Here is a 12,558-nt window from a genome sequence, read left to right on the forward strand (position 1 = left end):
GGTTCGTGAGGGAACCGGTAGGTATGTCGTTCTCGTCTAGCCCAGGGGCCAAGCCCCCACACAGGACACTGGTACATGGTTCGGACAGGGCGCGCGGACAGAGCCGTGCGCCGCACGGAGGAGGCATCGGTGGCGGGCGAGTCCCCCGACAGGTCGAAGCAGCGCGAGTCGTCGGCGGAACCGACGCCGGGGAGCGGGGGTTCGGTTCCCGAGGCCCCCGATCCGCGCCTCGCGGTCTCCCGGGAAAAGGATTCCTCGGGCGGCGGCGTGGACACGGCGACGAAGATCCTGACGGTGCGGGACACCGAGTCCGATGACGACGCGGCCGGCACGACCGACACGGCCGACTCCGGGGAACCCGCCGAGACCGGGACGACGACCGCCTCCGAGGCGGACGCCGCCCTGCGCGACGCGGTGTCCGCCTGGGTGCGCGGGGCCGACGGGGAGACGAAGGACGCGAAGGCCGGGAAGACCGGGGAGACCGTGGAGACCGCGAAGACGGAGGCCGGGGGCGACACGGCCGCCGACACCGACGCGGAAGCGCTTGCAGATGCGAACGAGAGCGCCGACGAGGACGAAGCCGAGGACGCCGGGAAGGCGGACACCGAGGCGGAGCCGAAGGCCGCGAACGCCGTGACGGCCGACGACGAGGCCGCCGCGGAGGACGAGGCGGAGGACGAGGCCGAGAACGAGGACGCCGAGGCCGATGCCGAGGCGGCTGAGAAGGCTGAGACGGACGCGAAGGCCGAGACGGACGCGAAGGCCGAGAAGCCTGAGGCCGATGAGGCCACTGAGGACGGTGACGAACCGGAAGCCGCGGATGCCGCCGACGACGCCGACGGCGAGGACGGCGAGGACGGCGAGGACGGCGAGGACGAGGCGGCGGACGATCCTGCCGAAGCGCCGGAGGCGAAGGCCGTCGACCAGCCGACCGCCGTCTTCAAGACCGTACGCAAGCCGCAGGTCGATCAGCCGACGACCATGCTCAAGCTGGGCGGCGCCGCCAAGTCCGCCAAGGCCCCCGAGGCTCCGCAGGACCCCGCGTCCGACCCCGAGCGCACCAGCAAGTTCGTCGCGCTCAAGCCGGATCTGAAGGAGCCGAAGCCGGAGGCCAAGGCCGACGTCACCACCCCGGTCCCGCAGGTCGGCCCGGAGCGGACCACGCAGCAGCCCCTGCCGCCCAAGCCCCCGCTGGACCTGCTGGCGGAGCTGACGAACACGCCGCCGCCCCCGGAAACCCCGGTCCGCACGTTCGTGCGCCGGGTCAAGATCTGGACCCCGCTCGTCGTGCTGCTGGCGATCGTCTTCGTCGTCGTACAGGCGCTGCGCCCGCTGCCGTCCCCCACCCTCGTGCTGACCGCGAAGGACAGCTACACCTTCGACGGCGGCGCGGTGAGCCTGCCCTGGCCGAGCGAGGGCCAGGGCTGGATGGACGGCGACGGCATCGGCACGATGGGCCGCTTCGGCGAGCAGACGCCCGTGGCCATCGGCTCGGTCGCCAAGACCATGACCTCGTACATCATCCTCCGCGACCACCCGCTGAAGCCCGGCGAGGAGGGCCCGAGGATAAAGGTCGACTCGACGGCCGAGAAGGAGGGCGGCTACGACAAGAGCGGCGAGTCCACCCTCAACACGATCAAGGCCGGTGACTACCTCACCGAGAAGCAGGCCCTGTCGGCCGTCATGATCCCCTCCGCGAACAACATCGCCCGGCTGCTGGCCCGCTGGGACGCGGGCTCGGAGGCGGCGTTCGTCAAGAAGATGAACGCGACCGCCAAGGAGCTGGGGATGACGAACACGACGTACACCGATCCCTCGGGTCTGAAGGAGACCACGGTCTCCACGGCCGAGGACCAGGTGAAGATCGGCCGCGCGGTCGTGAAGATCCCCGCCCTGGTGGCCATCACCAGCGCGGCCAGCTGGACGGACCCCACCGGTCACAACTGGCCCAACTGGAACGCGCTGCCGTACAAGATCGGCGCGATCGGCATCAAGACGGGCAGCACCACCGCGGCCGGCGGCAATCTGCTCTTCGCCTCCCGCAAGACGGTCGGCGGACAGACGGTCACGATCGTCGGCGCGATCCTCGGCCAGCACAAGCCGTCGATCCTCGACACGGTCAACGACGTCAGCAAGACCGCGCTGCTCGGCGCCCAGCAGGCGCTGACCGGCGCGAAGATCCTGCAGAAGGGTGACGTGGTCGGCTACGTGGACGACCAGCTCGGCGGGCAGACCCCGATCGTGGTCACCAAGGACGTCACGGCGGTCGGCTGGTCCGGGCTGAAGGTGAAGCTGTCCTTCGCCTCCGACTCCGTTCCGCACACCGCGAAGGCCGGCACCACGGTGGGCACGCTGACCGTGGGTGACGGTTCGGCCGGAGCCGTGAAGGTGCCGGTGGCTCTCCAGAAGGATCTCGCCGAGCCCGGCTTCGGCGCGAAGCTCACCCGCGTGAGCTGACCCGCCGGGCAGACGCAGCACCCCCGCACCACCCCCGCACCCCGTCGTCGGAGCCCCACCCCGGGAGCCCCGCGGCGGGGTGCGTGCTAGCGTCACGAATCGGGGCAGGTCGTCGGTCACGGGACGGGACGGCCAACAGGACGAGAAGCGGCCGCGAACACCTCGGAACCCACGGCGGACCTCCGAGGGGCGCGGCCGAGAACAGAAGACGGGACACGGGGAGTGCCTTCAGGTGGCCACAGCGGAGCCGACACGCGCCGACGACGCCGATCCGGGCCCGGGAAACCCCCCGGGGTCCGGCCCGCGAATACGCCCGTCCACGGCTGACACGGATCTGTCCGCGGCTGACACGGACGGTCGTACCGACGGCGTACGGCCCGGCAGGCGTGCGCGGCTCCTCGTCGCCGCCGAGCCCCTGCGGCAGCGGATGCTCCGGCATCCCGTGCTGTCGATCACCGCGCTCGCGGGTGTCCTGCACATCATCTGGTTCTTCACGTTCGCGAACAGCGGTGGCGATCTCGCGGCGCAGGACGCCTGGGCGGAGTTCGTCGGCCGGCACCCGGACTCGGCGTACAACCTCGCCTGGTACGGCGGCATGCACCCGGTGTCGTACAGCGTCGTCTCGCCGTATCTGATGGCCGTCCTCGGCGTCCGTACGACGATGATGATCGCCGGGACGGCCTCGGCGGGCCTGCTGACCCTGGTCCTGATCCGCAGCCGAGCGGTGCGCAACCCGCTGTGGGTCTCGCTCGCCGGGGTGTTCGCGCTGCTGGCCAACGCGGTGTCGGGCCGGGTGACCTTCGGGCTCGGCACGATGTTCGGGCTCGGCGCGGTCGCGGCGGTGTTCTGCTGGCCGCACCGGTGGCGGCACAGACGCCGGTCGAAGGCGGCGGCGGCCGCGACGCTGGCCGGGCTGTCGACCATGGCCTCGCCGGTCTCGGGGCTGTTCGTGGGCTTCGTCGCGGTCGCGCTGTTCCTGCAGAAGCGGCGGCCCGGCACCTGGACGCTGGGGCTCGCCCCGGCCGCGGTGGTCGCCGCCTCCTACTTCCTCTTCCCGTTCTCCGGCACCCAGCCGATGACGTTCGGCTCGGTGGTCATGCCGCTGCTGTACGGCCTGCTGTGCCTGTTCCTGGTGCCGAAGAAGTGGGTGACCGTCCGGCTGACGGCCGCCGTCTACAGCCTCAGCGTGGTGCTGGTGTGGCTGATCAGCTCGCAGATCGGGTCGAACATCTCGCGGCTGCCGATGCTGTTCGCGGGCGCGACGCTGGTCGCGGCGCTGCCGTTCACGGTGCCGAGGTCGCGCCAGTGGTACCTGACCGTGCTGGCGTTCCTGGGCTTCGTCGGCTGGGTCGGCTACAAGTCGGTCGACGACATCATCCACACCACCCCGGCCGCGTCGTGGGCGCGCGAGCTGGCGCCGCTGGTGAACCAGCTCCAGAAGGTCGGCGCCGAGAAGGGCCGGGTCGAGGTGGTCCCGGCGCGCTCGCACCGGGAGGCGTCCGCGCTCGCGCCGTACGTCAACCTGGCGCGCGGCTGGAACCGGCAGGCCGACATGGAGCGCAACCCGCTCTTCTACGACGACACGCTCAACTCGGCGAACTACCACGAGTGGCTCCAGCGGTGGGCCGTGCACTTCGTGGTGCTGCCGAAGGACAACCCGGACGGGGACGGCGGCGTGCGCGAGCGGGCGCTGCTGCAGCGCGGGATGCCGTATCTGAAGCAGATCTGGGGCGATGCCAACTGGCAGCTGTTCCAGGTGACCGATCCGGCGTCGCTCGCCGAGCCGAACGCGGTGGTGGACCGGGCCGACCAGGGCGAGATGACGCTGCGGGTGCGCAAGGCCGGGCGGATCCTGATCCGCATCCCGTACTCGCCGTGGCTGAGCATCGTCGACGCGCACGGCAAGAGCGTGAAGCCGCCGCAGGAGACGGAGGCCTCCAGGCACCGGGCGGACGGCACGCCGAAGTCGTACGACAACCTCAACGGATGTCTGACGGAGACGCCGCAGGACGTGAACGGCGACAAGTGGACGATGCTGATCGCTCCGCGGGCCGGAACGTATCGGCTGGCGGCGCCGTACCAGTTGCCTCGTGGCACTCCCTGTCCGGACGAGTTGAAATAGCCTTCCCACCCGCCCGTCCGAAACCGTCAACTGCGTAGCTCGGTGACATATCGGTCCGTACCCGGGATCGTGGGAATGAACGGCGCCACCAGCTCCACCCTGCCCAGCCCCGACTCGCCCACCTGCTCGTCCAGGCCTGTGAAGTGGTCCTGCCAGCACTCGCGCGGGTCCTGCTCCAGGAACCACAACAGGGTCAGGCGGGTGCCCGTGCCCTCGACCTGTTTGACGTAGGTCATGCGGTCGCCGGGCAGCGGGGTGGGCCGGAAGACCGTGACCATGGCGGCCGGGGAGCCGGCGAGGCGACGGGGGAGGTCGCGGGTGCGGAGCCGGTCGAGGAGCTGCGGGCGCTGCTCGGGCCCGTGCGCGTCGATCACCTCCAGGACCAGGCCGGCGTACGGGTGGTCGAGGGCGTGGACGTCGCGGGGGCCGGCGGCGCCGTCGCGGTAGACCGTGGTCTCGTGGTCCTGGAAGGCCGTGAAGACGTGGGTGCGGGCGTGGTGGACGCGGGCGTCGCGGTTCAGGCGTTTGTTGATGGCGACGGTCCACCTCATGTGGTCGTCGTAGCGGCCTGCGGTGATCCAGTACGTGGAGAGGTAGCAGCCGGCGGTGACGGGCTGGGCGACGGCCGACTTCTCCGGATAGCGGAGCAGTTGCAGGTCCCGGGTCGCCACCCAGCGCCGGCCCGCGTACATCCAGGGCATGGCCATGGCGCCGGCGTAGTAGTGGTCGTCCTCGTACCAGCGGTTGTAGGCGTACTCGTGCCCGGGGTGCGGCTCGACCATGGTGATCAGGGCGTGGCCGGGACGCACGCCGTAGGGGCCCAGGGCGGCCAGTTCCCCGTACACCTCGCTGCGGGTGTCCGTCTCCTCGCTCATGCGATTCCCCTCCCGTGCCCTCCCGTGCCCTTCCGTCTTTCCGCGCTCGCCCATAGCCTGACGGCCCGTCAGGTAAAGCGCCATAGCCCGGGAGGTACGGATGTCCCTGCTCACCGGAAAGACCGTCGTCGTCTCGGGGGTCGGCGCCGGGCTCGGCCACCAGGTGGCCGCGGCCGTCGTACGGGACGGCGGGAACGCGGTGCTCGGGGCGCGCACCGGGGCGAACCTCGCCAAGAGCGCGGCGGAGATCGATCCGGCGGGCGGGCGTACGGCGTACCGGGCCACCGACATCACGGACGAGGGGCAGTGCGCGGCGCTGGCGGCACTCGCGCGGGAGCGGTTCGGCGGGATCGACGCGGTGGTGCACGTGGCGGCCTGGGACTCGCACTTCGGCGGGGTGGAGGACGCGGACTTCGCGACCTGGCGGTCGGTCATCGACGTGAACCTGCTGGGCACACTGCGGATGACCCGGGCCTGTCTGCCCGCGCTGCGGGAGGGCGGGGGCGGCTCGGTCGTCTTCATCGGGACGCAGTCGGCCGTCGCCGCGCCCTCACAGGTGAAGCAGGCGGCGTACGCGGCGTCGAAGGGGGCGCTGACGAGCGCGATGTACTCCCTGGCGCACGAGCTGGGCCCGGACCGGATCCGGGTCAACACCGTGCTGCCGGGCTGGATGTGGGGCCCGCCGGTGCGGGCCTACGTCCAGTTCACCGCACTGACGGAGGGGGTGCCGGAGTCCGAGGTGATGGGACGGCTCACGGGGCGGATGGCGCTGCCCGAGCTGGCGACCGACGGGGACGTGGCCGACGCCGTCACCTTCCTCGCCTCCGACCGGGCGCGGGCCATCACCGGGCAGTCGCTGCTGGTCAACGCGGGTGAGGTGATGCGGTGAGTTCAAGGACATGAACAGAGGTCATCAAGTAGAACGATTTTACGGTGACTTGACCTTACAGTTGCTTGTCGTGTTCATGTGACCGCACCCACGATCGAGTCCATGAACAGTCTCGACTGGGCCGTGCTCATCGGCTACTTCGGCGTGATGGTCGCGATCGGCGTCTGGTCGCACAAGCGCGTGGACAACGTCTCCGACTTCTTCACGGCCGGCGGCAAGATGCCCTGGTGGCTGTCCGGCATCTCCCACCACATGTCGGGCTACAGCGCGGTCATGTTCACCGGGTACGCGGGGATCGCCTACACCTACGGCGTCACCTCCTTCGTCACCTGGTCCTTCCCCATCGCGCTGGGCATCGCCATCGGGTCGAAGCTGTTCGCGCCCCGCATCAACCGGCTGCGCTCGCGGCTCCATGTGGCCTCCCCGCTGGAGTACCTGAAGAACCGCTACAACCTCTCCACGCAGCAGGCGCTCGTCTGGTCCGGCATGCTGCTGAAGATCGTGGACGTGGCCGCCAAGTGGGCCGCCATCTCCACGCTGTTGTCGGTGTTCACGGGCATCACGCTGAACCAGGGCATCCTCATCACCGGCGCGATCACGGCCGTGTACTGCACGATCGGCGGCCTGTGGGCGGACGCGCTGACCGAACTCGGCCAGTTCGTCATCCAGTTGCTGGCCGGCGCCTCGATGTTCGTGACGGTCGTGCTGAAGCTGCACGACAAGCACATCGGCTTCTTCGACGCGTGGAACCAGCCCGCCCTGCACGGCCACGGCAAGCCGCTCGTCGGCCCCTACGGCGCCGTCTTCCTGCTGGCCTTCCTCTTCATCAAGCTCTTCGAGTACAACGGCGGCATGCTCAACCAGGCCCAGCGCTACATGGCGACGGGCAGCCCGCGCGAGGCCGAGCGCGGGGCCCGGCTGTCGGCGGTCCTGTGGCTGGTCTGGCCGGTCGTCCTGTTCTTCCCCATGTGGATGTCCCCGCTCCTGGTGCACGCGCAGAAGCCGGACGGCTCCGACTCCTACGGCCTGATGACCGAACAGCTGCTTCCGCACGGCCTGTTGGGCCTGGTCGTCGTCGGCTTCTTCTCCCACACGATGGCGATGTGCTCCTCCGACGCCAACGCGATCGCCGCCGTCTTCACCCGGGACGTCGCGCCGGTGCTGTCACGGCAGGCCCGGTCCTGGAGCGAGCGCTCGGGACTGGTCGCGGCCCGGGTGACGACGGTGGTCTTCCTCGGCCTGTCGATGGCGGTGGCGACCCAGGTCAACTCCCCCACGTTCAAGGACATCATCACCGTCGTCATCAAGTGGGTGGCCGGGCTGATGGGTCCGATCGCGATCCCGATGATGCTGGGCCTGCTCCGGCCGCTGCGCCGCTCCGGCCCCACGGCGGCCCTCGTCAGCTGGGCGGCCGGCCTGCTGGCCTTCTGGCTGGTCAACTACCCCGTCAACTGGGAGATCTCGGGCGGGGTCCCGCTCCAGTACCAGGTGTCCGTCCCGCTGGTCGTCTCGCTCGTCCTCTACGTCCTCATCGGCTACCTGAAGCCGGAGGACACCCCGGAGCGGCTGGAGATCATCGAACGGGTCAACACGGACGGGGACGCGGCGGTGTCCGTGCCCGTGGTGGCGCCGTAGCAGACCGTCCGTCGTCGGCGCGCCGCCCCTCAGCCCCGCGGGGAGCGCGCCGGCCTGCCCGGCGACGATCCCCGGACCCGTGCAGCACCCGGCCCCCGACCAGCACCCGCAACCCCGAACACCCGCCCCCGGCCCCCGAACACCCGGCCCAGAGCCCCACGCCCCGGACGCGGGCGCGCGTCGCCTCCTACCGCGGATAGCGCGCCAGCCAACCGGGCGAGGAGCCCGCGGGCCCGTGCAGCGCGGGGCCCTGGGTCATCTCCATCGCGAAGTCGTCGGCGAGCTCCAGGATCGTGGGGCGGCCCTCCAGCTCCGCCAGCCAGCCCGGTGGCAGCGCCGTCTCGCCGTGCAGGGCGCCCAACAGGCCGCCGGTGAGGGCGCCCGCGGCGGCCGACGGGCCGCTCTGGTTCACCGCCAGGCACAGCCCGTGCCGTACGTCCTCGCCCACCAGCGCGCAGTACACGGACGCGGCCAGCAGCCCGTCCGCCGTCCCGTCCCCGGCCAGCTCCTCCACCCGCGTCGGGCTCGGGATGCCCTGGCGCACCGCGCCCAGCGCATGCTGGAGGGCGTCGGCGACGGGCTGGTGGCCGGGGCGCGCGGAGAGCAGGCCGAGGGCGCGCTGGACGGCCCCGTCGAGGCTCTCGCCGCGGGCCAGCGCGTGCACGATCACGGCGTACGCGCCCGCCGACAGGTAGGCGATCGGATGTCCGTGGCTCTGTGCCGCGCACTCCACGGCGAGCTGGGCGACGAGCTGCGGCTCCCAGCCGACCAGCAGCCCGAACGGCGCCGAGCGGGCGACCGCCTCCGGCCCCGACTCCCCCGGGTTCTTGGGCTTCTCCAGCGTCCCCATGGCCTCGTCACCGAACCCGGTGAGCAGGCCCCGGCTCGGCTCGCGGCGGGCGTACAGCCATTCCTCGCGGGCCAGCCAGCCGTCGTCCTTGCGGCGCTCGTCGGGCCCCCAGTCCCGCTGGGTCGCCGCCCAGCGCAGATACGCCCGGTGCAGGTCGGTCGGCGGATGCCAGGCGCCGGTGTCCCGGCGCACCTGGGCACGTATCAGCCCGTCGACCGTGAAGAGGGTGAGCTGGGTGTGGTGCGTGACCGTCCCGCGCCGGCCCTGCCCGAAGGCGAGGTCGAGCAGCCCCTCCGGGCCGTAGGCGGCCCGGATCTCCTCCAGGGACAGCGGATCGGCGGGCCCGCCCAGCGCGTCGCCCACGGCGGCCCCGAGCAGTGTGCCGCGCACCCTGCTCCGGAAGTCCTGCTGCTCGGCGCGTCCCCAGACGGCGCCGGACGTCGCACCCACTGAGACCTCCTCACGGCACCGTCCGTCCGTACGACGCTCAGCACTGTAATCGACCTGGAACGGTCCGTTCAGTGGGGCAAACCGTCACCAAAGGTTCATTCCCGCCCAGTCGCGAACGCTTCGCCCTGCCACGTGCCGCCCCATTGACGCCGCCAACAACTGTATATAGCGTAAGCACATCCAAACGGATGACGGCATAAACAGTTTAGGGAAAACACCATGCTGCTGACCTACCGCGCCCTCAAGCGCCGCGCGCACGCCAAGAAGCTGGAGATCCGGACACCGAACGGCATCGACGAGGCGTCGTACGTCCGCATCGGCGGCATCGACCAGTGGATCTCGATCCGGGGCGAGGACCTGGCGAACCCGGTGATCCTGGAGGTGCACGGCGGCCCGGGCGCCTCCAACCTCGTCTTCGCCCCGCGCACCCGCGCCTGGGAGCGGCACTTCACGATCGTGCGCTGGGACATGCGCGGCGCCGGTCTGACCTTCGCGGCGGGCGGCCCCGAGGCGCAGGGCGAGATGACCCTCGACCGCGTGTACGCCGACGCCCTGGAGGTGACCCACCACCTCCGCGCCCGCCTCGGCGTCGACAAGGTCCTGCTGGTCGCCAACAGCTTCGGCACGGTCACCGGCCTGCGCCTCGCCCGCGACCACCCCGAGCTGTACTCGGCCTACGTCGGCACCGACCAGAACATCATCGGGGGCGGCCGCGACACCTCCTCCTACGAGGCGCTGCTGGCCCGGCTGGCGAAGGCCGGCAAGAAGAAGGAGCGGGCGAAGGTGGCGGCGATGGGTCCGGACCGCACCGCCTGGAGCCCCGAGCAGTGGTCGGAGTACGCCAAGACCGTGGTCACGACCGACCCCCTCACCTACGACACGATGAAGACGGTCGTGATCCGCTCGCTCTGGTTCTCCCCCTCCCACAACCTGCGTGGCCTGCGCGCCTACCTCAAGGGCATGACCTTCTCCGAACAGCTCGGCCCCCAGGCGATGACGATCGACGAGTACGCCGAGGGCACCGCCTTCCGCCTCCCCTTCTTCCTCTTCCAGGGCGACCACGACGTCCTCACCCCACCGGAACCGGCCCGCCGCCTCTACGACGCGGTCACGGCCCCCGTGAAGGACTTCGCCCTGATCCGCGAGGCGAGCCACTTCGCGTCGTTCCGGCACCCGGAGCAGTTCCTGGACCTGATGCTGACGAAGGTGCGGCCGGTGGTGACGGGGGAGGGGGTCAGCCGTACCACGTGACGGACGCACTCGTGGCGGGGTACGGGGAGAAAGCTGATGAAGCCGCGTCCGCCGAGAATGTCGAACTCGCGGAGTCCGCCTTCGCGATCAAAAGGCCGGCCGACCTTGACGGAGGTGGCCGAGCGCCGCCAGTTCGGCCGCGAGGCGCTCCACCTCCACCACCACTCCCGGCGGCAGCCCTCCCGTGACGTACTCCGCGCTCGGGTTGTAGTCCCAAGCCCAGTCCGTCACAGCCCGGCCTCCGACTCGGCCGCCTGTCGGATCGTTCCGATCTCCGCGATGGCGGCCGTCGGATCCTGCTCCCCCGCATCCACGATCCGCTCCAGCTCCCTCAGCCGGGCAGCGCGCTCAGGGTGTCGTTCAATGGCGACGAACACGGCCCAGGAGTGGACGAACGCACGCAACGGCGCGAGGCTCTGAGTCTGCTGAGCGTTGGTCGTGGCTTCGAAGAGGTGCTGGGTGGGGGCGGGTTTGGTTCTTTCCCCGGTTCTTTGGTCTTTGGCGTCGGGCGCCACCGGGTCACGGCCCACCGCGACCCGGTACGAGTTCCGCCCAGACGATCTTGGCCCCGGCCGGCGCCTCCGCCACGCCCCAGCGTTCCGCGTACGCCGCCACGATCCGTAGACCCCGGCCGCGTTCCGACTCCTCGGCCACCGGGTCGCGAAGCACCGGGACCCGGTCGCCCCGGGCGTCGGTCACCTCGATCCGCAGGGTGCCGTCGTCGTGGAGTGTCAGCCCCAGGCGGAAGTCCCTCCCGCGCACCCGCCCGTGCAGTACGGCGTTGGACGCCAGCTCCGCCACCACCTGCGTCGCCTCCTCGAACCACACTCCCCACTCGGCCAGTTGGCGCTCGGTGAGGAGCCGGGCCAGGCGGGCGCCTCTTCGGGTCGCCGACAGCTGGATCCTGAGGTGGTTTTTCTGATTCATGTCACCCAGCGTGGTCGCGCTTCCCTACTCTGAACAGCGACGACCACGGTACGCAGCATGACTGTCCGGAGGCTGGGTGTGGTCGTACGGCTCGTACGTCGCAAGGGGGCGGCATGGAGGACGAAGAGGCCGAGGCCGTGCTCAGGATGGTCGGACGGCAGATCAAGTTCTGGCGGGAGGCCGCCGGGCTGAAGCAGGGAGAACTGGGGGCGCGGATCAAGTACAGCGAGGAGATGGTCTCGTCCGTGGAGCGCGGGCGACGGTCTCCCAAGCCGGACTTTCTCGACGCGGCCGATGAAGTACTGGGTGCGGACGGGAAGTTGTCCGCGATGAAGGAGGACGTGGAGAAGGCCCGGTATCCCAAGAACGTTCGGGATCTGGCCAAGCTGGAGGGTGAGGCGGCGGAGTTGGGGGCCTACGCCGCCCTCCATGTTCACGGCTTCTTGCAGACAACGGAATACGCACGTGCTTTGTATGCCATGCGGCGGCCCGCGTACACCGAGGAGGAGATCGACCGCCTCGTCGCCGCGCGCATGGCAAGGAAGTCGGTGTTCGAGCGGGTACCCCGGGCGCTCATCACGTTCGTCCAGGAAGAGGCAACGCTGAGGCGGCCCATCGGCGGCAGAGCGGTGCTGCGGCAGCAGTTGGAATACCTGCTGGAGATGAGCAAGTTGCGGCATGTGGAGATCCAGGTGATGCCCACGGACTGTGAGGATCACGCAGGCATGATGGGCTCGATCCAGGTGTTGAAGCTCCCGAACGGCAAGACCCTCGGACACACTGAAGGCCAGCTGTACAGCCGGGTCATCAGCGACCCTCGGGAGGCCCACCTCATGGAGATGCGCTATGGGATGATCCGGGCGCAGGCACTCACGCCCCGAGAGTCACTCGCCTTCATCGAGAAAGTACTGGAGTCGGAGACATGACCGCCCTGGAGTGGTTCAAGAGCAGCTACAGCGGCAACGACGGCCCCGAATGCGTCGAGGTCGCCATATCCCCCGCCACCATCCACATCCGCGACTCCAAGGACAGGCACCGCGCCCAACTCGCCGTCACCGGCGTCGCCTGGACGGAGTTCCTGGCCTTCGCCGCGGACCGCTGA

At 70.4% G+C, this 12,558-nt stretch carries 12 protein-coding genes; 7 read left to right on the plus strand and 5 right to left on the minus strand.

Translation table 11 applies throughout. The features are described from left to right. Positions 1-105: 105 nt before the first annotated feature. The gene (locus tag ACZ4MF_RS08615; protein ID WP_467491066.1) at positions 106-2,457 is read left to right on the plus strand and encodes a D-alanyl-D-alanine carboxypeptidase; all 2,352 of its coding nucleotides are present in this window, start codon (positions 106-108) and stop codon (positions 2,455-2,457) included. Positions 2,458-2,689: 232 nt separating this feature from the next. Continuing rightward, complete coding sequence (locus ACZ4MF_RS08620; protein ID WP_467491068.1) at positions 2,690-4,579, plus strand: MFS transporter; 1,890 nt, start codon at positions 2,690-2,692, stop codon at positions 4,577-4,579. 26 nt (positions 4,580-4,605) lie between these two features. On the opposite strand, the gene ACZ4MF_RS08625 is transcribed toward ACZ4MF_RS08620, so the two are convergent. Next, entirely contained in the window at positions 4,606-5,454 is an 849-nt protein-coding gene (locus ACZ4MF_RS08625; protein WP_467491070.1) for a hypothetical protein, read from the minus strand. A 100-nt stretch (positions 5,455-5,554) separates the two neighbouring features. Between ACZ4MF_RS08625 and ACZ4MF_RS08630 the strand changes: the two genes are divergently transcribed. After that, a complete protein-coding gene (locus ACZ4MF_RS08630; protein WP_467491072.1) occupies positions 5,555-6,343 on the plus strand; it encodes an SDR family oxidoreductase in 789 nt (262 codons plus the stop codon). 102 nt (positions 6,344-6,445) lie between these two features. Beyond that, positions 6,446-7,978 (plus strand): sodium:solute symporter family protein, encoded by a 1,533-nt coding sequence (locus ACZ4MF_RS08635; RefSeq protein ID WP_467491074.1) that lies wholly within the window; start codon positions 6,446-6,448, stop codon positions 7,976-7,978. Positions 7,979-8,165: 187 nt separating this feature from the next. Here the strand turns inward: ACZ4MF_RS08635 and ACZ4MF_RS08640 are convergent, their stop codons facing one another. Then, on the minus strand, positions 8,166-9,278 hold the full coding sequence (locus ACZ4MF_RS08640; protein WP_467491076.1) for an ADP-ribosylglycohydrolase family protein: 1,113 nt from the start codon (positions 9,276-9,278) through the stop codon (positions 8,166-8,168). Between the two features lie 219 nt (positions 9,279-9,497). On the opposite strand from ACZ4MF_RS08640, the gene ACZ4MF_RS08645 reads away from it, so the two are divergent. Then, positions 9,498-10,529 (plus strand): alpha/beta fold hydrolase, encoded by a 1,032-nt coding sequence (locus ACZ4MF_RS08645; RefSeq protein ID WP_467491078.1) that lies wholly within the window; start codon positions 9,498-9,500, stop codon positions 10,527-10,529. Between the two features lie 87 nt (positions 10,530-10,616). Here the strand turns inward: ACZ4MF_RS08645 and ACZ4MF_RS08650 are convergent, their stop codons facing one another. The 3 genes from ACZ4MF_RS08650 to ACZ4MF_RS08660 are packed head-to-tail and all read right to left on the minus strand — an operon-like array spanning position 10,617 to position 11,456. Further along, a complete protein-coding gene (locus ACZ4MF_RS08650) occupies positions 10,617-10,760 on the minus strand; it encodes a hypothetical protein (RefSeq protein WP_467491080.1) in 144 nt (47 codons plus the stop codon). Beyond that, positions 10,757-11,059, minus strand: coding sequence for a hypothetical protein (locus tag ACZ4MF_RS08655; protein WP_467491082.1), 303 nt, complete (start codon positions 11,057-11,059; stop codon positions 10,757-10,759). Before ACZ4MF_RS08655 ends, ACZ4MF_RS08650 begins: the two co-directional genes overlap by 4 nt. Continuing rightward, the gene (locus tag ACZ4MF_RS08660; RefSeq protein WP_467491083.1) at positions 11,049-11,456 is read right to left on the minus strand and encodes an ATP-binding protein; all 408 of its coding nucleotides are present in this window, start codon (positions 11,454-11,456) and stop codon (positions 11,049-11,051) included. Before ACZ4MF_RS08660 ends, ACZ4MF_RS08655 begins: the two co-directional genes overlap by 11 nt. Positions 11,457-11,569: 113 nt before the next feature. On the opposite strand from ACZ4MF_RS08660, the gene ACZ4MF_RS08665 reads away from it, so the two are divergent. Together ACZ4MF_RS08665 and ACZ4MF_RS08670 are read left to right on the plus strand one after the other, a co-directional pair. Beyond that, positions 11,570-12,382, plus strand: a complete 813-nt coding sequence (locus ACZ4MF_RS08665; RefSeq protein ID WP_467491085.1) for a helix-turn-helix domain-containing protein — start codon at positions 11,570-11,572, stop codon at positions 12,380-12,382. After that, positions 12,379-12,558, plus strand: a complete 180-nt coding sequence (locus tag ACZ4MF_RS08670; RefSeq protein ID WP_467491087.1) for a DUF397 domain-containing protein — start codon at positions 12,379-12,381, stop codon at positions 12,556-12,558. The genes ACZ4MF_RS08665 and ACZ4MF_RS08670 overlap by 4 nt, the downstream gene beginning before the upstream one ends.

The organism is Streptomyces sp. NPDC025793 (genome assembly GCF_055558375.1).